The 21,544-nt window shown below is 51.2% G+C and carries 16 protein-coding genes; 7 read left to right on the top strand and 9 right to left on the bottom strand.

Features of this window, described 5'->3' with window-relative positions; all coding sequences use genetic code 11:
* Positions 1-133 precede the first annotated feature (133 nt).
* From AB8809_RS14325 to AB8809_RS14315, 3 genes are all read left to right on the top strand, one after another.
* Positions 134-1,609 carry an amino acid permease gene (locus AB8809_RS14325; protein ID WP_256541961.1) on the top strand — a complete coding sequence of 492 codons (1,476 nt, stop codon included), beginning with the start codon at positions 134-136 and terminating at the stop codon, positions 1,607-1,609.
* A gap of 316 nt (positions 1,610-1,925) precedes the next feature.
* The gene (locus tag AB8809_RS14320) at positions 1,926-4,070 is read left to right on the top strand and encodes a TonB-dependent receptor (RefSeq protein WP_349856399.1); all 2,145 of its coding nucleotides are present in this window, start codon (positions 1,926-1,928) and stop codon (positions 4,068-4,070) included.
* A 475-nt stretch (positions 4,071-4,545) separates the two neighbouring features.
* Positions 4,546-5,535: a 2-hydroxyacid dehydrogenase gene (locus AB8809_RS14315; RefSeq protein ID WP_080516294.1), complete on the top strand. Its 990-nt coding sequence runs from the start codon at positions 4,546-4,548 to the stop codon at positions 5,533-5,535.
* 420 nt (positions 5,536-5,955) lie between these two features.
* On the opposite strand, the gene AB8809_RS14310 is transcribed toward AB8809_RS14315, so the two are convergent.
* Positions 5,956-6,876, bottom strand: coding sequence for an ABC transporter permease (locus AB8809_RS14310; RefSeq protein ID WP_219607039.1), 921 nt, complete (start codon positions 6,874-6,876; stop codon positions 5,956-5,958).
* A gap of 71 nt (positions 6,877-6,947) precedes the next feature.
* On the bottom strand, positions 6,948-8,459 hold the full coding sequence (locus AB8809_RS14305) for a sugar ABC transporter ATP-binding protein (protein ID WP_349856397.1): 1,512 nt from the start codon (positions 8,457-8,459) through the stop codon (positions 6,948-6,950).
* Positions 8,460-8,730: 271 nt separating this feature from the next.
* On the opposite strand from AB8809_RS14305, the gene AB8809_RS14300 reads away from it, so the two are divergent.
* Entirely contained in the window at positions 8,731-9,819 is a 1,089-nt protein-coding gene (locus tag AB8809_RS14300; protein ID WP_349856396.1) for an oxidoreductase, read from the top strand.
* Positions 9,820-9,905: 86 nt separating this feature from the next.
* Here AB8809_RS14300 and AB8809_RS14295 read toward each other — a convergent pair whose 3' ends face one another.
* From AB8809_RS14295 to AB8809_RS14275, 5 genes are all read right to left on the bottom strand, one after another.
* Positions 9,906-10,118, bottom strand: a complete 213-nt coding sequence (locus AB8809_RS14295; protein WP_015839924.1) for a KTSC domain-containing protein — start codon at positions 10,116-10,118, stop codon at positions 9,906-9,908.
* Between the two features lie 239 nt (positions 10,119-10,357).
* Positions 10,358-11,002 carry a glutathione S-transferase gene (locus tag AB8809_RS14290; protein ID WP_349856394.1) on the bottom strand — a complete coding sequence of 215 codons (645 nt, stop codon included), beginning with the start codon at positions 11,000-11,002 and terminating at the stop codon, positions 10,358-10,360.
* Between the two features lie 209 nt (positions 11,003-11,211).
* Complete coding sequence (gene fghA / locus AB8809_RS14285; RefSeq protein WP_349856392.1) at positions 11,212-12,057, bottom strand: S-formylglutathione hydrolase; 846 nt, start codon at positions 12,055-12,057, stop codon at positions 11,212-11,214.
* A gap of 41 nt (positions 12,058-12,098) precedes the next feature.
* Complete coding sequence (locus tag AB8809_RS14280) at positions 12,099-13,220, bottom strand: S-(hydroxymethyl)glutathione dehydrogenase/class III alcohol dehydrogenase (protein WP_015839927.1); 1,122 nt, start codon at positions 13,218-13,220, stop codon at positions 12,099-12,101.
* A gap of 113 nt (positions 13,221-13,333) precedes the next feature.
* Positions 13,334-14,224, bottom strand: a complete 891-nt coding sequence (locus AB8809_RS14275) for a LysR family transcriptional regulator (protein ID WP_181828331.1) — start codon at positions 14,222-14,224, stop codon at positions 13,334-13,336.
* Positions 14,225-14,915: 691 nt separating this feature from the next.
* Here AB8809_RS14275 and AB8809_RS14270 point away from each other — a divergent pair.
* From AB8809_RS14270 to yeiB, 3 genes are all read left to right on the top strand, one after another.
* Positions 14,916-16,598, top strand: a complete 1,683-nt coding sequence (locus AB8809_RS14270; protein WP_349856390.1) for a methyl-accepting chemotaxis protein — start codon at positions 14,916-14,918, stop codon at positions 16,596-16,598.
* Between the two features lie 326 nt (positions 16,599-16,924).
* The gene (folE, locus tag AB8809_RS14265; protein ID WP_005967317.1) at positions 16,925-17,587 is read left to right on the top strand and encodes a GTP cyclohydrolase I FolE; all 663 of its coding nucleotides are present in this window, start codon (positions 16,925-16,927) and stop codon (positions 17,585-17,587) included.
* 137 nt (positions 17,588-17,724) lie between these two features.
* Positions 17,725-18,912, top strand: coding sequence for a DUF418 domain-containing protein YeiB (yeiB, locus tag AB8809_RS14260; protein WP_349856388.1), 1,188 nt, complete (start codon positions 17,725-17,727; stop codon positions 18,910-18,912).
* Between the two features lie 11 nt (positions 18,913-18,923).
* Here the strand turns inward: yeiB and sanA are convergent, their stop codons facing one another.
* Positions 18,924-19,703 carry an outer membrane permeability protein SanA gene (gene sanA, locus AB8809_RS14255; protein ID WP_349856387.1) on the bottom strand — a complete coding sequence of 260 codons (780 nt, stop codon included), beginning with the start codon at positions 19,701-19,703 and terminating at the stop codon, positions 18,924-18,926.
* Positions 19,704-19,884: 181 nt separating this feature from the next.
* Positions 19,885-21,213: a 30S ribosomal protein S12 methylthiotransferase RimO gene (rimO, locus tag AB8809_RS14250; protein WP_015839932.1), complete on the bottom strand. Its 1,329-nt coding sequence runs from the start codon at positions 21,211-21,213 to the stop codon at positions 19,885-19,887.
* Between the last annotated feature and the right edge of the window lie 331 nt (positions 21,214-21,544).

Here is a 21,544-nt window from a genome sequence, read left to right as displayed (position 1 = left end):
AAAATATTTTCTGCTGCTAATAATCGGACGCGAGTTATTAAGCTCTCTTATAACTCGACGATCTTAACTATCCAGCACAATGCTATTTGCTACAATCCCGCCTCGATTTTTAGCACGAGCACGCGGGATAACAATGGCTCAGCACGATATTCAACAAACTACACAGGGCGCACCGACCCTGCGCCGTGAACTGAAAGCACGGCATTTAACGATGATCGCCATTGGCGGATCGATTGGTACCGGATTATTTGTCGCCTCTGGTGCGACGGTTTCACAAGCAGGCCCCGGTGGCGCACTTCTGTCTTATGCCCTGATTGGGCTGATGGTTTACTTCCTGATGACCAGCCTGGGCGAACTGGCGGCATTCATGCCGGTGTCCGGTTCATTCTCTACCTACGGTTCCCGTTATGTTGAAGAAGGGTTTGGTTTCGCACTGGGCTGGAACTATTGGTACAACTGGGCGGTAACCATTGCGGTCGATCTGGTCGCCGCGCAGTTGGTGATGGGATATTGGTTCCCTGAGGTTTCCGGCTGGGTCTGGAGCGCCCTTTTCCTGGCGCTGATGTTCCTGCTTAACTACATTTCCGTGAAAGGGTTTGGTGAAGCCGAGTATTGGTTCTCACTGATTAAAGTGACGACAGTCATCATTTTCATTGCCGTTGGCGTGATGATGATTACCGGCATCATGAGCGGTGCGGAAAATGCGGGGTTCCACAACTGGCAGATCGGTGATGCGCCGTTTGCAGGGGGCTTTTCCGCAATGATTGGCGTTGCGATGATCGTCGGTTTCTCTTTTCAAGGAACTGAACTGATCGGCGTGGCTGCGGGGGAGTCTCAGGATCCGGGTAAAAACATACCCCGTGCGATTCGTCAGGTTTTTTGGCGTATCCTGTTGTTTTACATCTTCGCGATTCTGATTATCAGCTTAATCATTCCTTATACCGATCCGAACCTGCTGCGTAATGATGTCAAAGACATTACGGTAAGCCCGTTCACGCTGGTGTTTGAGAATGCTGGCCTGCTGTCTGCCGCGGCGGTCATGAATGCGGTCATCCTGACGGCAGTGCTGTCGGCGGGTAACTCCGGGATGTACGCCTCGACGCGTATGCTGTTTACGCTGGCATCGGAAGGCAAAGCGCCGCGTATTTTCGCCAGGCTATCAAAAGGCGGCGTGCCGCGTAATGCGCTGTATGCCACAACCGTGGTGGCGGCGCTGTGCTTCCTGTCTTCTTTATATGGCAACCAAACGGTTTACCTGTGGCTGCTGAATACTTCGGGTATGACGGGGTTTATTGCCTGGTTGGGGATCGCGGTCAGTCATTACCGTTTCCGTCGTGGCTATGTCATGCAAGGCAATGACCTGAACCGTCTGCCTTATCAATCGAGTTTCTTTCCGCTGGGGCCGATCTTTGCCTTTGTGCTCTGCCTGATCATCACGCTGGGGCAGAACTATCAGGCATTTCTGGAAGATAAGATCGATTGGTATGGTGTCACGGCAACGTACATCGGTATTCCGCTATTCCTGCTGATTTGGTTTGGCTATAAGCTGTGCCGTGGAACGAGCTTCATCAAGTATCAGGATATGACGTTCCCCGATCATAAAGACTAAATCGTAAGCACGCGATTAACTATCGCTGCTTTTTAACTTAGCATATCGCCTTTCACGCCGCTGATAACATACTTATCAGCGGCGTTTTTATTGGGCAAAACTTCATTTCTATATCAAATATTTTGAATTTAATTATTGCTGGAAAGTCCTCCCTAACCGTTTTTATTCTTCTTGTTAAGCGCTTTCGTGCTACGAAAAATGGCATTTCTAAACCGTAGTTAAACGAAATGAAGAATGCTAATACTTATCATTTACGTTTAAATGCATTCCTTTACACTATTTTCTGCAAAAAAACTCAATAAAATAACGAGGAATCATGAAAGGAAATTCTCTGATTAATCTCAAGAATGCAGTCGCACTGGCTCTGGCGGCCACAGCAACAAATGTCGCGATAGCGGCAGGTAGTGATGATGTTTTAGTTGTCACCGCGAGTGGTTATGAGAAAAAGTTGACGAACGCACCAGCGTCCATTTCTGTCGTCAGTGAGGAAGAACTCTCGCAAAAAAGTTATCACGATCTGGGAGAAGCGTTAAGTGGCGTGGAAGGGGTTGATGTGCGCAGCGGTACGGGCAAAACCGGAGGACTGGATATCAGCATCCGCGGTATGCCGAGCAGTTACACTCTGATTCTGATCGATGGTGTACGTCAGAATGCTAGCGGAGATACCACGCCGAATGGTTTTGACACCATGAATACGGCGGTGATGCCACCGTTGTCAGCCATTGAGCGTATTGAAGTGATTCGCGGGCCGATGTCGACACTCTATGGCTCCGATGCGATTGGCGGTGTGGTCAACATTATCACCAAGAAAGACAGCAAGCAGTGGCGTGGCAGCGTTAATCTGTCACATACAGTGCAAGAACACCGTAAATGGGGTGACAGCTCCACGCTGGGTTTCTATACCTCTGGTCCGTTGGTGAATGATCAATTTAGTTTGGCATTACGCGGTAATGTGGAACATCGTCAGGGATCAAGCGTCACCTCACTGAGCGGGACGGGTGACACGCGTGTTCCTTTCCCGACCAAGACTGATAACTACACTGTCGGTGGGAAACTGAGCTTTAAAACCAGCGACGCCAATACCCTGTGGATTGATGGCGATGTGTCACGCCAGACTTACGATAACCGCAGTAGCCAACTGGGCCCGATTGGTGTTGGTGGCGGTGGATACCGCGATGAATTGCGTTTTGAGCGTAATAAACTGGCAATTGGCCATGATACCGACCTCTCGTTTGGTCGTTGGAGCTCAAACCTGTCCTATACAGTGACCGAGAACAAAGGTCGCTTGCTGACACCACGCGTGTTGAATACCGCTAATGCAGGCCTTTCTGGTCGTGACCGTGAACTGAAGAACACTAACACTATCTTCGATACGATGCTCGTGTCGCCAGTCGGGGAGGATCATCTGCTGACGGTTGGTGGGCAATTCTGGGATGCACGCCTCAAAGACGGCATCGTGCTGGCAAACAGCGGTGAAACGTTCGAACAAAAAAGCTGGTCGCTGTATGCAGAAGATGACTGGCAGCTACTCGATCCTCTGTCTCTGACGTTAGGTGCCCGCTATGAGAAACACGATAGCTTCGGCGGCCATCTGAGCCCGCGTGCTTATCTGGTATGGAATGTCGCGGACGACTGGACGGTAAAAGGTGGTGTCAGTACGGGTTACAAAACCCCCTCTCTGGCACAGTTACATAATGGCGTCAGCGGCGTTGCGGGGAATGGCTGGTCGACGGTTCTTGGTAATCCTAACCTGAAGCCGGAAGAAAGCACCAACTTTGAGACGGGTCTGTACTATGAGAATGCCGCGAATGTAAAAGCTAACATCACCGGTTTTGTGAACAATTACAAAAACAAAATTGATAGCTATACGATTAGCAGCAATAGAATAACGTTACCAAATGGTAGGGTGGTTACGGAAAGCGTTGGCTCTAGCCGCAACATTGGTAAAGCCAGAACTCAGGGTGTTGAATTCGCAACGTCTTTCCCTGTGGTTGTTCCAGAATTAACGCTGGGACTGAATTATACCTATACACGCAGTGAACAAATCGGTGGGGATAATCCCGGCGCTGCACTCACTAACACCGCTAAGCATATGGCGAATGCTCGCCTGAACTGGCAAATTGACGAGCAGTGGGCTACCTGGCTGGCCGCCGAATATCATGGCAAAACCCCGCGTTTTCTCAGCAATTATGCCAATCTGAGTGATGATGAGAAGCTGGTGCATAATGCGCGCGGTGCCAACCTGAAAGCGTGGACGGTAGTGAATTTGGGAGCCTCTTACAAAGTGACGAAAGATGTTACTCTGAATGGTACGGTAAACAATTTACTGGATAAGGACTTCTCCCAAGTACAATCGTATAACGGATACTACGCGGGTGATTACTTTGACTCCAGCCGTTCTACGACAGGTTATGTCACTCCGGGTCGTAACTATTGGATGTCAGTCAACGTTAATTTCTGATTGTCATCTTTCCCCGAAGCGGATGTTCATCCGTTTCGGGGATGAGGACACTTGCTTACTTCCTCTCTCCAGCTATATGGCATCACTTACGCAGTTTTTCTCTCATATTTATTTTTTCTGATTAACGACCAGACTGCGTTGTTACCCGTTATTACTCTCCTCTCTTTCACCGAACTCATGAGAACAATGAACGATTATCAGTAAGGCTTTATTGTTTTTGTGATATTTCTGAATATCGATGCTAACAATGTCAATGAATGAAATTCGTTATATTGGGTATTGTTAATTGCTTTAATGCTGACTACGCTTCACGTTACGGAGTGATGGATTTCCGATGAGGCAGGAAGTGTAACGTTATTAATACGTTCGTTGTCTTGTGTCGTACAGAGAATTTAATTCATTATTTTTGTATGAGAATACCTGTCGTGATTGCCGATTGTGGAGTCGCTTGATATCTGCAATCGTCAGTCAGTGTATGAATAGCAACCAGGGCACGATGATGTTAAAAATTACCTTTTTGGATAAAGGCTCACTGCCTGAAACCATTTTCCTGAAAAAGACGAATTTTAGGCGTCCACAATGCCGCCATGAATGGATTGAATATTGCTACACCTCGCCCGAGCACGTTATCGACCGAGCCAAAGATACCCACGTTATCATTACGAATAAAGCCTTATTAACGCGTGACACTTTAGCCGCGTTGCCTGCACTGAAGCTGATTGCCGTGACGGCAACGGGAACCGACAATATCGATCTTGTTGCTGCCAAAGAGCTGGGTATCACGGTCAAAAATGTACCTGGCTACTCGACGCAAGCCGTGTCTGAACATGTGATTGCCATGATTTTTGCGCTAAAGCACAGCCTGATGGCGTGGTATCGCGATCAATTGGGCGATCGCTGGGCCAGCCAGTCGCAATTTGCCTATTTTGATCACCCCGTCAAGGACATCGCGGGCGCGACGCTGGGCATCATCGGTGCGGGTACGATTGGGCGGGAAGTTGCGCGACTGGCGCAGGCGCTGGGGATGAAGGTGATTTTTGCCGAGCATCGTGGAGTCTCACTGTGTCGTGCTGGTTATCTGCCGTTTGAAGACGTGCTGCGGCTAGCGGATGTGGTTTCACTCAACTGCCCGTTGAATGCCAGTACGCAGCACCTGATTAATGCGGAGACGCTCGCGCTGTGTAAGCCCACTGCGTTTCTTATTAATACCGCCAGAGGCGGGTTGATTGATGAAAACGCGCTGGCAGCGGCATTGCAGCAGCGCGTCATTGCCGGTGCTGCGCTCGACTGTCTAACGCAGGAGCCGCCGCAAAAAGACAATCCACTGATGGTCGCGGCGAAAACCCTGCCGAATCTTCTGATTACACCGCATATCTCTTGGACGTCTGCCTCATCACTGCAATTGTTGATGGAAAAGACGATTGAAAATATTGATGAGTATGCCCAGCAGAATGGATACAAATAAGAGATAATTTGATTTCGCCGGGTATGAAGGAATATTACCCGGCAGCGTAAATATGATATTCATCAATTTTAATTGATTACTAAAATTGAACGTTTCACCAGATTGAATCTTTCACTGTTGATTATCTGCTTCATGCCCACTATATCCACACCGGAATGAAAGATAGCCGCGAGCGAATGAAAGTAGTGTGCACCAGACTTAAAGCGAAAATGTCATTCGTTGTGATTATTCTGATTACCCTCTTTGTTGTGCGAGGGAATATTTATTTCTTAATAATAACGGCAGTAAATAATCAGGTGGTGCAGTGATAATTACCAGTGTAAAAAGCCGATTAATGAAAGAAAGTGAAGGGAGTGGCGGGCTGCGTTGTTAATCCGCCCCGAATTCGGATGAATGGGGCGGAAGTCAGGTTAATGCGTATCAGCGTTTCTGGATATACGTCATTGCCAGCGCGAGCGCCAGAACCAGACCTTTGATGATATCCATGGCGTAGTAAGGCACGGAGAGCATCACCAGCCCATTCTGCAAGACGCCAAGAATAACAGCACCGAGCAGCGTACCCAGCGCGTTCGGTTTGCCGGATCCCGCCAGCGAGAAACCGATGTAGGCCGCGGCAACGGCATCCATCAAATAGCCACCACCAGCATTGACCTGAGAAGAGCCTATGCGTGATGCCAGTAAGATGCCACCCAGCGCCGCGAGTAATGAAGAAAACACATACGCCTGTACCCGATAACGCGCGGTACGAATACCAGCAAGTCGAGCGGCTTCCGGGTTGCCGCCGATGGCATACATCCGGCGACCGTGTTTGGTAAGGGACAGATACAGCTGCACCAACACCGTTACCGCCAGCATGATGACCACAATGACCGGTACCTGACCCAGTGTGGCAAAGAACTCAGGAATAACGCCTTCCGCCATTTCACCGCTGGGCAATACCATGTTCTGGGTGATGGAGCCGCCATAGCTGTACGTCATCGCGACGCCCTGAATGACGAACAGACTGGCAAGTGTCGCGAGCATATCGGGAATCTTCAGTACGACGATAAGAAAGGCGTTGAATAGCCCAACCAGCGTACACAGAAGAAGTGTCAGAACGATCGCGCCTGTGGTGCCGAATCCGTACCAGACAAAAAGCGAGATAACCAGTGCATTGGCCAGCGACGCCGTTGAGCCCACGGACAGATCAAAACCGCCGACGGACAGCGAGATAGAGACGCCAATCGCAATCACCGTGACGATGGCGATAGAGCGCAGAATATTGATGATGTTATACGGGTCAAGAAAGTTGTCCGACGCCAGCCCGAAAAGCGTAATCAGCGCGACAACCGTAATCAGCATGCCCCACTTATAGAGAAACTCGAAAACGTGGTGACGGAAGGGGAGCGCCCCGTTAGATGAAAGTGGGTGACTCACGCGGGAGTTCCTCCAGTTGAATATAAAAGTAAGGTTTCTTCGTCAATCTCAGAGGCGTTCAGCTCGGCGACAATGCGGCCATCCCATAGCACGCAGATGCGATCGCAGAGTCCGACAAGTTCGGAAAATTCACCCGAGGCATAAATAATGCCTTTTCCCTGACGAGCGAGGCCGTCAATCAGCGTGAACAGATCCTGCTTGGCCTTGATATCTACGCCTTTGGTGGGCTCATCAAAAATAAGAACTTGTGCTTCACTGCGTAGCCACTTGCCGATAGCCACTTTTTGCTGATTCCCACCTGACAGGCGCGCCAGCTTTTGCGTCGGACCGGTGGTGCGAACCGTAAGCTGCTCAACGACCTGTTTCGCCCAGCTAACAGCCTTACTGCGGCTGAAAACGCCCCAGCGGGAAAAGCTGTCGGTGGCGGCGATGCTGAGATTCATGGTGACGGATTCATCAATAAAAATGCCTTCTTTACGCCGCTCTTCAGGAACCAGCGCCAAACCTTGTTCGACGGACTGGTGTGGCGAGTGCGGTCGCCAGGGCTTACCGCGATATTCACCTTGCGCGATTTGGCAGGGTTCCGCGCCGAACAGCGCTTTACATAGCTCGGTTTTCCCCGCACCTGCCAGCCCAGCAATGCCCAGAATTTCCCCTTTGCGCAGCGTAAGGGAAATATTGTGCAGCAGTGTTTCATCGTGCAAACCGGTGACCTGAAGCAGCGTTTCTTCAGCAGGTGCGGTTCGACGCGGTGGGAAAATATCGTCAAGCCGATGCCCCAGCATTCTCTCCACGATCGCTTCGCCACTGAGCCCCTGCATCGCGCCGCTGCTGACAAACTCGCCGTCACGCAGGACGGTCAACGTATCGCAGATTTCGCTCAGCTCATGAATACGGTGGGAAATAAACACGATTCCGATGCCATCCGCCTGCAAACGGCGTACTACCTGAAAGAGGCGAGCGCTTTCGGCCTGATCCAGCGGGGCTGTGGGTTCATCTAAAATCAGGAAACGACATTCGTGGGACAAGGCTCGGGCGAGCAGAATTTGCTGTTTCTCTGCCAGCGAACAGGTATCCAGCCGCTGACGAACATTCAGGTGAACGCCAAGCTGATCGAGCAACGCTTGCGCCTGACGGTATATCTGCGGCCAGCTCAGCAGATGCCCGTCCTGCGCCAGCGTATCCAGCATAATGTTTTCCGCTACGGACAGCGTGGGAACCAGCGCGACATCGACTTCCTGCTGCACCAGATGAATACCGTACCGCTTGGCATCACGCGGTGAATGGACATCGACCTGCTTGCCATTAATTAGAATGTCGCCCTGATAGTGATCGTAAGCGCCGGATAAGATGGTCATGAGCGTGGATTTACCCGCGCCGTTTGCGCCGGTCAGTGCATGAATCGAACCACCTTCCAGTGTGAAATTAACCTGCTTGAGGGCGTGGAAACCAGAAAAGGAGATGGAAATGTTCTGCATTTCCAATCGGCTTTGGGCGGTAGGGATCATGGTCGGTAACGCTCTTGGCGGTCAGGGTCATGAAATAACGGAAAAGAAAGGTAGCACATATCCCAGAGAATTTAATACAGCTTCAAGTGTTTGAGATTGACTGGCTATGAACGAAAAAGCATAAATTAAGTAAAAAAGTTCTTAAGCTGCCGCAAGCAAGTGAATAAGATGGGATTATCAATAGGGTAGCGCAGCAGATTCATCTACCAGACAAACATAAGATAAAATAAGAGCCGTGCTCACGAGAGTGGTCGGCGAGGAAGATTCAAACATGCACACAACGACAGTCCGCGTACAGGTTGGTCCCGCCAACTATTTTTCGTTCTCTGGCGCTATCGATAAGCTGCTGGAGTTTTATCCGCCAGACGTGCTGAAAAACGCGTTGTGGATCTACGGCGAGCGGGCGATTGCGGCGGCGCGACCGTATTTGCCCGCCGAGTTCGACGCGCCGTCAGCCCGACGCGTTCAGTTTGGTGCGCATTGCAGTGAAGGTGAAGTTGCAAAACTAGTGGCACAGGCGGGCGATGACTGTCAGGTTGTCATTGGCGTCGGCGGTGGGGCGGTGCTGGATACCGCGAAGGTCGCCGCGCGTCATATTGGCGTGCCGCTGGTGGCAATTCCAACCATTGCCGCGACCTGTGCGGCCTGGACGCCGCTGTCCGTCTGGTATAACGATGCCGGACAGGCGCTGCGCTTCGAAATTTTCACTGACGCTAACCATCTGGTCTTGGTGGAACCGCGAATACTGCTGGCGGCACCCGTGGAATACCTATTGGCTGGCGTCGGCGATACGTTGGCGAAGTGGTATGAAGCCGTGGTGCTTAGCCCTCAGCCAGAAACGTTACCGCTTTCTGTTCGGCTGGGTTTACAGGCCGCATTGGATATCCGCAATGTGTTGCTACAACAAAGTGCAGCGGCGCTGGAAGCCATCAAGCGTGGCGAACTGACGCAGGATTTCCTGGATGTGGTGGATGCGATCATTGCCGGAGGCGGCATGGTTGGCGGGTTGGGGGAACGTTACACCCGTGTGGCGGCCGCGCATGCGGTTCATAACGGTTTGACGGTGTTGCCGCAAACGGAACGCTTCCTGCACGGCACTAAAGTTGCTTATGGCATTCTGGTACAGAGCGCCTTGCTAGGGGATAGTGAAACGCTGTGCCAACTGAAAGCGGCGTTTAAGGCGTTTGGTTTACCAACCTCATTGGCTGCACTGGATGTGGATATTCACGATCGCGCGGCGCTTCAGGCCGTTATTGCTCGAACTTTGCAGGCGGGAGAATCCATTCATTATCTGCCGTTGGCGCTTAATGAAGACGTGTTGATGGCAGCCTTTACTACCGTTGAATCTACTGAAGAATAAACGGATGCGAAGAAGCGGAGAGAGAACTCTCTCCGCCCTTAACGACTATTCTTTATCTTTAAAAAACCATTACTTATCTTTAAAAGCTACTGTGTTTTCTCGTAGGGGAATGAATTTTTGATGTAGCTGGCGTAGTAACGGTACTTCGTCTTGCTTGCCATCAGTTCTTCATAAATCATGCGTGCGACGCCGCTATAGAGGTAAATGCTCCCATTCAGCATTTCGACTTCTAACTGACTTTTTTCTGCATCGTATCCGACTGAAAACAACTCTGTTGATGAAACTCGTTTTCTCTGCAAAATTAATCACTCCCAACGTATCAATGCCGCATCCTGACGGTATACCACCTTTCGAGCCTTCTAACCATATTGTGTTATAACCTGAAAAATAGAGTTACAGCTCGAAATATATCGGGGGTAAACAGCAGCATATCGTTATTAGATCATGAATAATCAGTAAACGCTCACAGAATTCTTGCTCTGTCGCTTCCCTATCGATTTGTTATTCATCCCCGATCAGGAGAGGGTCTATTGCCTCGTTAATCCTGAGCGAGAGCGCGTTGAAAAGCTGGCTGGCTCTCTATCCGCTCAATGTATTGCTGAATATGCGGATAGCGGTTGAAATCCAGACGCGTTTTCGCCAACACCAATGGGACTGCCATTTGTATATCGGCACCACTGAGCGACTCTCCTGCAAACCAGTCTTGTGTGCTCAAATGCTGTTCGATGAACTGAAGTTGCGTCGTCAGCCTCGGCACAATAAAGGCCTTCTCGATGCTCTGCACAATTTTGCGTGCGATGGGGCGGATGAAAAACGGCATCGGTGCGGATTCTGTTTTTGCCAATACCAAGCGCATTACTAGCAGCGGCATGAGTGAACCTTCAGCGAAATGCAGCCAGAAGCGATAGTCCAGTAGCGCTTGTCCATTCTGTGGACGGAGTCTGCCGTTGCCGTAAGTCTCAATCAGGTATTCCACAATGGCCCCGGATTCGGCAATCGTGAGTTCGCCATCGGTAATCACCGGTGATTTACCTAACGGATGAATTTGTTTGAGCGATGTGGGAGCACTAAATGTTTTTGGGTCACGCGCGTAGCGAATGATTTCATAATCAACGCCCAGCTCTTCCAACAGCCAGGTCACGCGGGTTGAACGGGATTTTTCGAGGTGATGAACGTGTATCATCAAGATTTCCTTTTTTTCTTTTTTGATCCGTTAAGGCCGCACGCGGCAGGTGCGCTCGCGTTGTTCAGGGATTACGGCGATTGGGTTATTGCAGGGAGAGAAAACGCGCTCAGGAGATTCCTGAGCGCGGCGCTCAACGAGGTAAGCATAGCACCATTATTCGGGCTGCTATTCTTCAAACTGCGAGCAGTTATTCTTCAAACAGGCAGTTATTCTTCAAACAGATAGTGCGCGTGGAAGCGCAGATGATCTTCGATAAAACTGGCGATGAAGAAATAGCTGTGGTCATAGCCGGACTGTGTCCGCAACGTCAGCGGCCAGTCATACTGGCTTGCCAGTGCTTCCAGTTTCGCCGGTTGCAACTGGTCGGGGAGGAACTGATCGCAGTCTCCCTGATCGACCAACATTGGCAGCTTCTTCTGGCTATTTGCCAGTAAATGGCAGCTATCATACTGCAACCACTGCGTTTCATCCTCGCCGAGATAGGCGGTAAGCGCCTTGCGTCCCCAGGGAACCTGACTTGGGTTAACGATCGGCGCAAACGCGGATGCAGACAGGAATTGCTCTGGATTGCGTAGCGCCAGCATTAGCGCGCCGTGTCCGCCCATCGAATGCCCACTGATAGACTGACGACGGTTCACGTTAAAATGCTGCTGGATCAACGCTGGCAGTTCGCTGCTGATATAGTCATACATCCGGTAGTGTGCCGACCAAGGCGCCTGCGTGGCATTCACGTAGAATCCCGCGCCTTGACCCAGATCGTATCCGGCATCATCTGCTACGCCGTCACCACGCGGGCTGGTGTCAGGCATCACCAGCACCAGACCCAGTTCGGAGGCAATGCGCTGCGCGCCTGCTTTCGTCGTAAAGTTTTCGTCGTTGCAGGTTAACCCGGACAGCCAGTAAAGCACGGGCGGCGGCGTGTCATCCTGCGTCGGCGGCAGATAAATGCTGAACGTCATCGTGGTGTTCAGCGTGTCTGACACATGGCGGTAGCGCTGTTGCCAGCCACCAAACATACGGTGTTCTTCCAGCAGTTCCAGTGATGAGGTCATCGCTGTACAGCCTCCTTTTTCTGTTCCTGACGGTGGTGCAATTAACCGAAATGAATCACAGTGCGAATCGATTTGCCTTCGTGCATTAAATCGAATGCTGTATTGATCTCGTCAAGTCCCATGGTGTGGGTGATGAAGTCATTCAGCGGGAATTCGCCTTTCAGGTAGCGATCGACAATACCTGGCAGTTCGCTACGGCCTTTTACGCCGCCGAAGGCAGAACCGCGCCATACGCGACCAGTCACCAGTTGGAACGGACGGGTAGCGATTTCTTCACCTGCACCAGCCACGCCGATGATGATGGATTCACCCCAACCTTTATGACAGCACTCTAGCGCGGAACGCATGACATTAACGTTACCGATACATTCGAAGGAGAAGTCTACGCCGCCATCGGTCAGCTCAACGATGACGTCCTGAATCGGCTTATCGTAATCTTTCGGGTTGATGAGGTCGGTAGCACCGAGTTTACGTGCCAGTTCGAATTTGCTGGTATTGAGATCGACACCGATGATGCGTCCGGCGCCGGCCATTTGCGCACCGATAATCGCCGACAGGCCAATGCCGCCGAGACCGAAAATCGCAACCGTATCGCCCGCTTTAACTTTTGCCGTATTCAGCACGGCACCCATGCCGGTGGTCACGCCGCAGCCCAGCAGGCAGACTTCTTCCAGTGGCGCTTCTTTATTGACTTTAGCCAGCGAAATCTCAGGCACGACGGTGTGCTCTGCGAAGGTGGAGGTGCCCATGTAATGGAAAATCGGCTGGCCGTTTTTGGAGAAGCGGGTAGTGCCGTCTGGCATCAGGCCTTTGCCCTGCGTGGAGCGAATAGCCTGACACAGGTTGGTTTTGCCGGAGCGACAGAATTTACACTCGCCACATTCTGGTGTGTAAAGCGGGATCACGTGATCGCCGACAGCGACGCTGGTTACGCCTTCCCCAATGGCTTCAACAATCCCGCCGCCTTCATGGCCAAGAATCGCCGGGAATACGCCTTCAGGATCTTTGCCGGACAGGGTATAGGCATCCGTGTGACACACGCCGGTTGCGACGATGCGTACCAGAACTTCACCTTTCTGCGGTGGCATCAGATCCACTTCTTCAACCGACAAGGGTTGGTTGGGACCCCAGGCGATGGCTGCACGGGTTTTAATCATTTGCATGGTGGAGGACTCCTAATGGCATTCTGTTATGGGTTGTAAGTTGAATGATAGGACGTGGCATTCATCACCGTATCGTCCTGTCTTGAAAATGGTCGCTCAGGGAAGATAAGGGATTATTCCTGCTGAGCGGGTGGTTCAATCATGCTGCTCTGTTCAATAATGAGCTTTTTCAGCGCCTCGACATTAGGGCCGAAGGCGTCACGTCGCCAGACGAGCCACGTGGACGCATCGGCGATATCGGGCGGTAATTCATGTACCTGAACGCGCGCGCCAGCGGGCAGCGATTCCAGGATGGCATACGGGAGCATGGCAAGTCCGGCACCACTGGCTACACAGGCAAGCATGGCATGGTATGAGTGGATCTCCATGATAGTACCGGGTACTACACCATCCTGTCGGAACCAGCTCTCAAGGCGCTTTCGATAGGAACAGCTGGGGCGGAAAGCAAACAGCGTATCGTTGCTCGCATCTCGCGCATGAGTAATCGGCGCGTGCGTCGTGTCGGATATCAGCACGAGACGTTCCGTAAAACATGCGCAGCCATTCAGTTCATCATAGACGACAGGGCCATCGACTAACGCAGCGGCCAGCGTTCCCGCGCGCACACGCTCAATGATTTCCCCGGATGTGCCGGTATTCAGAGACAGCGAGACGTTGGGGTAACGCTGATGGTAAGCCGCTAATAGCGTGGGCAAACGGGTTGCTGCGGTGCTTTCCATCGAGCCTAACGCGAAATTACCTGCGGGTTCACCCGTGCGCGTCATGCTGATCGCTTCTTCGCTAAGCGCCAGAATGCGCTGCGCATAGCATAAGAAATTGTGCCCGATAGGGGACAGGCGCAGACGCTGTTTCTCGCGGATGAACAGATCCGTACCCAATTCCTGTTCCAACTGGCGTAACCGCGTGGTCAGATTTGAGGGCACCCGATGAAGCTGTTCCGCGGCGCGTGCGACTGAGCCTGTTTCGGCAACGAGGCAGAACATGCGGAGCTGGGTCAAATCCATATCTTTCTCTTTTTGTAATGAACTGGTGTTTGATTATTCATTTTTTGTGAAGTGTAGCGGCAAGCTGCGCATTTCGCAACTGTCTTACGCCACACTGATAGGAACGTAACGTAAACCAACGGCATGCAGACCTCGCACGAATGTGAAAATGACGGGCGTAATTATCATCAGGATTAATATCTGGACATAGAAAGAGATAAAATGATCGCGGCCTGAATTAATAGCACCACAATCAACTTTACAACTTATATGGGTATATTTTCTAAAGAAGAGGCGTGAATGGAAAATAAGAATAATCACAGAAAAATAAAACTGTATTTTACCGTGATGTGATCGCGGAGGAGAGAAAATAAATAGATAATTAAAATAAACAGTTAAATGTGTAGATAAATTGTTGCAACGAAGCAATAGCCAAAAACTATCGCATTTCTTCATTTTGATCGCATTTGTTGATGATAAGGCGTAAAGTGCCCACGCAAAGTGCCGATAATGTTAATGTATGGTAGGAATATCTTATCGTTATTGTAAGGAAGTGTATCTTTTGGTCATTAAAGGAAAATAACTCTAACTAATGAGAGCCTCTGCTCTTCATTAAATGACGTAACACCAGGCGTATTTCCAATTAAAAATGTGCAGCCATGTTGCAGAAAGCGCAGAGGAAAGTCGCCAAGATAATTTATAGGAGTCTTCTGTGAATTTTTTAAAAAATATCACCATCAGGGCAATGCTTTTAACAATATTGGGTCTGTTTCTGGCTGTATGGGGGGGAGCGTCTTTCTTTACTACCACCTCGTTGAGCAGCATGACCAAACTATTGGAATCCGGCGAGACTCAGCGTAAAAACGTAGAGAAGCTGGTAAAAGGCAATGACCAGTATTTTCGTACGGTTACTCGTCTTTTACGCTCAATGGATTTCCAGCAAACGGGCGAAACGGCGGAAGCAGAAAAAATATTTACGTCCGCAACTACCGCATTTAAAAACACGTCGGATCAACTGGCTGCGTTTAAAGCCGTTGAGCACGCCGGTGTCAGCAAGGAAACCGCAGATAATATGATCGCTGCGTGGACTCAGTTACTGGATAACGGATTGACGCCGATGCTGAACGCCGCACGTGAGAATCGACAGGAGGAATTCCGTCAGCTTTTCCGTAAAACCTACCCGCCGTTGAGCGTGGCGTTTGGCGCTAATATGGAAAAATACCAGACCGCGATTCTTTCATCGTCGGAAGCGTCAATGAATGAGGTCTACGGTCTGGTTGGCTGGAGTAATCACATTCTGCTCGGTGCGGCAGTTCTTGGATTGCTCATCCTGCTGCTGACGGATCGCTATCTGGTTAACTATCTGGTCAAGCCGTTGAATATGATCAAAGGGTATTTCCAGGTGCTAGCTGCCGGGCAACTTAACCACCCGATTGACGAGTTTGGCCGTAACTGTGCCGGACAGCTGATTCCTTATCTGAAAGAGATGCAGGGCAGTCTGGTTAATACCGTCTCTATTATCCGCGACAGCTCGGCATCGATTCATCAGGGCTCCAGCGAAATCAAAAGCGGCAATAACGATTTGTCCGCGCGCACCGAACAGCAGGCTGCGGCACTGGAACAAACTGCCGCCAGTATGGAAGAGTTGAGCGCGACGGTGAAACAGAATGCCGATAACGTTCATCAAGCTACCAAGCTGGCGCAGGACGCTTCCGTTGCGGCGAAGAAAGGAGGCGACGTCACGGCAGATGTGATGGCGACGATGGCAAGCATTACGACCAGCTCGAAGAAAATTGCTGACATCACCAGCGTGATTAACGGTATTGCCTTCCAGACCAACATTCTGGCGTTGAACGCAGCGGTAGAAGCTGCCAGAGCCGGTGAGCAAGGGCGTGGCTTTGCGGTGGTTGCGGGCGAAGTTCGTAATCTGGCTCAACGCAGTGCTCAGGCGGCGAAGGAAATTGAAAGCTTGATTACAGAGTCAGTTGAACGTATCAACACGGGGTCAAATCAGGTGACACAAACCGGCGAAGCGATGGATTCCATCATTTCCGCCATTACCCGCGTAAACGATCTGATGGGAGAAATCGCATCGGCATCGGATGAGCAGAGCCGCGGTATTACGCAGATTGGTCAGGCGGTGACCGAGATGGATGGCGTGACACAGCAGAACGCCGCGCTGGTGCAGGAGTCTGCTGCTGCGGCTGCCTCGCTGGAAGAGCAGGCCCGCCAGTTAACTGAGGCTGTATCGGTATTCCAGCTGTCGGCCGCAGAGGCGCATCGTCGTCCTCAGCAGCGTCTGGCGGAGAGAGCGCCAGCGGTGGAGAAGCCGATGCTATTAGCGGCTGCTGGCGGTAAAAAAGGTAATGCTAACGACAACTGGGAAACCTTCTGATAACCCCACGACACGCGGCGTCAGACGGCTGACGACCGCAAAAATCGAGTGATTTTCCACTAAAACACCGGGATAACCTCCCGGTGTTTTTTCATTTACCACGGAACATTGATGACTGAAGCGTGGTTTTTCTGTGCACAAAATTCGCGCCTCATTACTGCACACTGGCACATCCGCTGGGCTTGATAACTTGAATCTATTTCAACAATCATGACATACAATCGCTGGATAATCGTGACTCTCTCAACTAGAGTGTTGACGGCGCTAGGGTCTAATCAAGGCCGTGATAGTGCGATAGGCATAGTTACACCTGCAGGAGAATAATAATGTCATCACTAAGTAAAGAAGCCGTTATGGTGCACGAAGCGCTGCTGGCACGCGGTCTGGAAACGCCGCTGCGCGGAGCGTTGTTAGATCGAGATACGCGTAAGCAACGTATTGCCGAGCATATGACGGAAATTATGAATTTGCTGAGCCTTGACCTGAGCGATGACAGTCTGGCTGAAACACCGACGCGTATCGCCAAAATGTACGTTGATGAAATATTCTCCGGTTTGGACTACGCCAATTTCCCCAAAATCACCATCATTGAAAACAAAATGAAGGTTGATGAAATGGTCACCGTGCGTGATATCACGCTGACCAGCACCTGCGAACACCATTTCGTGACGATCGATGGGAAAGCAACGGTGGCGTATATTCCGAAAGATGGCGTCATCGGCTTGTCGAAGCTCAACCGAATCGTCCAGTTTTTCTCTCAGCGCCCTCAGGTGCAGGAGCGCTTGACGCAGCAGATTCTCGTCGCGCTACAAACGCTCTTGGGCACGAATAACGTCGCGGTTTCGATTGATGCGGTGCATTACTGCGTGAAAGCCCGCGGTATTCGCGATGCAACCAGCGCCACGACCACGACATCGCTCGGCGGATTGTTTAAATCCAGCCAGAACACGCGTCAGGAATTCTTGCGCGCCGTGCGCCACCATAATTAAGCCTGCTTTTATCGGCGATGATGAAGGAAATACCCTCGTCATCGCCACATCGGTCATTGTCAAATCAGCAAGTACCTTCGCTTTTTCCCTTTCTGTGCATACAATCGCTACTTCGATGATTTGAAAATGTAATTTGTATGCCTTCTCACACTGTACCATCACCTCATTTACCACTTTCGCGGCCACCTTCACGGATAGTTACGCTGGATTTTGCGCGTGGCGTCGCCATTCTGGGCATTTTACTGCTAAATATTACGGCGTTTGGTTTTCCGCATGCGGCCTACCTCAACCCAGCCTGGCAAGGAGAACCTACGTTGTCCGATGCCTTGACGTGGGCGGCGATGGATCTGCTGGCGCAGGCGAAATTCCTGACGCTGTTTTCTCTTCTTTTTGGCGCGGGGCTACAGCTACTGCTGTCGAGGGGGAAGCGCTGGATACATGCGCGTCTGTTCTGGTTGATGATCATCGGGCTAATTCATGCCATCTTCCTGTGGGATGGCGACATTTTGCTCGACTATGCGCTGATTGGGCTGGTGTGTTACGGCATGATTCGCCATGCGGAAAGTAGCCAGTTGCTAATGCGTACGGGGGCGGTTCTATATCTGGTGGGCATCGGCGTGCTGTTTGTACTGAGTCAGATTCTGAGCCTGCAACCGGGGCGATTCTGGCTACCGGATATGGCGGATATTACCTATGAGGCGTACTGGCGGGCGTTAGGCGGACCGGAAGCGTGGAGCAACCGCGTCGATCTGCTTACGGAAAGTCTGCTGTCGCTGGGCGTCCAGTACGGCTGGCTGCTGGCGGGATCGATGCTATTAGGAGCCGGATTGATGCGCAGTGGCTGGCTAAAAGGTGAATTTAGTACGGCACATTATCGCAAGGTTGCACTGTGGCTGATCCCTGTGGGTCTGGCGATTAACAGCGTTGGCGTGGTGGGGCAGTGGCTGGTGGACTGGGAATATCGCTGGAGCGGGCTGTTATTGCAAATTCCGCGCGAGCTGAGTTCACCCTTGCAGGCGATCGGCTATCTGGCGCTGTGCTACGGTTTTTGGGGCACGTTATGTCAATGGCGCATCACGTACTGGATTACGGATGTCGGGCGTATGGCGCTAACTAACTATTTGCTGCAAACGCTGATTTGCGTGCTGCTGTTTAACCAGCTTGGCCTGTTTATGGCTTTCAGCCGCCTGCAATTGCTGGCACTGGTTCCTGCTATCTGGATCGCCAATCTACTCTTTTCCCACTATTGGTTGCGCTATTTCCGTCAGGGGCCGCTTGAATGGCTATGGCGTAAACTCACCAATGCGATAGGGAAAACGGCGTAGAGAGAAAGAAGCTACGGTGTGGCGTGCTCGTTCTGCGGTTTGGATTCGGGCTCGGCTTTCGCCGGTTGCTCAGGTTTACCCTGATGAACGGGCGAGGGGAGCACCTGCTCCGGTAGGACGGCAGGATAATCCGGGGCATCCTCTGGGATGGTATGTTCTGCGGGAATTGGCACCTGTGGCCCTAAAAAGCGCGGTTCGCGTTTGAGGATATACAGGTCGAACAGCGCACCCAGACGAGCGCCAAATTCACGAACCCGTACGGTCATCATATTTTTGGGCGAAGGCACTGCATAGCATTGCGCCTGAATGCCGAGGTGCAGCGCGATGAATAGCGCGCGTTCGCAGTGGAAACGTTGGGTGATAATGGTGAAATCGTTGGTATCAAACACCTTACGTGTTCTGACGATAGAATCCAGCGTGCGGAACCCCGCATAGTCCAGCACGATATCCGAAGGCGGAACGCCTGCGGCGATCAAATCGCGACGCATCGTCATCGGCTCATTGTAACTTTGCAGCGCGTTATCACCGCTGAGGAGCAGATAGCTGACTTTTCCGCTGTTGTAGGCGTTAATCGTCCCTTGCATACGGAACAAGTAATACTGATTGATCACGCCGGTACGGTAGTATTTCGCTGTTCCCAGCACGACGCCAACCTGCCGCTTCGGCAAGGCCTGAAGTTCATCGTAAATAAATGGCGCGGTTTTCCAGCTGATCCAACGATCGAGAGCAAAAGCAGAGAGCAGCAGCACGCCAATGAGGGCTAACAAACCGAATGTCAGGCGTTTCCACATGCTTATGCCTCGGGTAAGGCTAGTCGACTAATCATGCCTCAAGGCTACTTTACCTGACAGAGTGACGCAAGACGAAGGCGAGGAACGGACGGTTTATTGATTGAATTTTCAGCGTTAGGATGAGAGGGCGAGAAAATAACACGCCAGCCTTTCGGGCAGAAAAGCTGGCGTGATGGGTAGGTTATACTCGGCTACCCCACAGATCGTATTCGTCTGCGTGTTCAACTTTGACCTTAACGATATCACCGACTTTCACGCCAGTTTCACCGTTCAGGTAAACTGCGCCGTCGATCTCAGGTGCATCGGCCATGCTGCGGCCAATCGCGCCTTCTTCGTCGATTTCATCAATCAGTACCAGCACTTCACGGCCAATTTTATCCTGCAAACGCTGGGCGGAGATCGCCTGTTGAAGCTGCATGAAACGGTGGAAACGTTCTTCTTTGACCTCTTCCGGCACCTGATCCGGCAATGCATTTGCCGCAGCACCTTCGACCGGGCTGAATTTAAAGCAGCCCACGCGGTCGAGTTTGGCTTCTTTCAGGAAGTCGAGCAGCATCTGGAAATCTTCTTCCGTCTCACCGGGGAAACCGACAATGAAGGTAGAACGCAGCGTTAAGTCCGGGCAGATTTCGCGCCAGCGCTTAATACGCTCCAGCGTTCTTTCGACTGCGCCAGGGCGCTTCATCAGCTTGAGAATTTTCGGGCTGGCGTGTTGGAGTGGGATGTCCAGGTAAGGCAGGATTTTGCCTTCTGCCATTAATGGGATCACATCGTCCACGTGTGGGTAAGGGTAGACATAATGGAGGCGTACCCACACGCCCAGCGATGCGAGTTGTTCACACAGGCTGACCATACTGGTTTTGACCGGCTGCCCGTTCCAAAAACCGGTACGCTGCTTCACATCTGCGCCGTACGCCGAGGTGTCCTGAGAAATTACCAGCAGCTCTTTTACGCCGGCATCAACCAGACGCTTCGCTTCATCCAGCACCGAACCGATTGGGCGGCTATCCAAATCGCCACGCATAGATGGGATGATGCAGAATGTACAGCGGTGGTCACAGCCTTCTGAAATTTTCAGATACGCGTAATGGCGCGGCGTGAGTTTTACGCCCTGTTCAGGGACTAAACTGGTAAACGGGTTGTGCGTCGGTTTAGGAACATATTGATGCACGTGCGACAGCACCTGCTCGTAGCTGTGCGGACCGGTAATTTCTAGAACTTTTGGATGCACTTCGCGTATTTGATTTTCTTTGGCACCCAGACAGCCTGTTACGATAACTTTACCGTTCTCATTCAGCGCTTCGCCGATGGCTTCCAGCGACTCTTGTACGGCGCTGTCAATAAAACCACAGGTATTGACGATCACCAGTTCAGCGTCGTCATAGCGGGGGACGACCTGATAACCTTCAGTACGCAGTTCGGTCAGAATCCTCTCGGAGTCGACGAGGTTTTTCGGGCAGCCGAGGGAAACAAAGCCGATACGTGGTTGTGGGGGGGCGATATTGCTCATAAGGATAAAAAATAGTCAAAGTTATGTTCGTTAGGGCAGCGATTGTACCGATGTCAACATCAAATGCCTATAAGAAGATGAGGGAGAAAGTGATAACAATGGGTATTTTTATCCACGGGACGTAGGGGCTAATACCGCACGTTTAAGCATTGATAGGCTCAGCGAAACTACGGGGAGAGGTGTTCCTGAGAACCTGTCCCCTATTTATCTTAAAAATGGCTTTAAGTGATAAGCATGAAAGGTAGGACTCACTTTCTCCGTTTTCCGGCCAAATTGTAGCGAATCATTAAGATTAGTAGTCGGAAGTGTGGATGGTAGAAGCGATGTCTGT

The organism is Pectobacterium aroidearum (genome assembly GCF_041228105.1).
GTDB classification, from domain to species: domain Bacteria; phylum Pseudomonadota; class Gammaproteobacteria; order Enterobacterales; family Enterobacteriaceae; genus Pectobacterium; species Pectobacterium aroidearum.
This window is presented reverse-complemented; position numbering and strand designations above follow the sequence as displayed.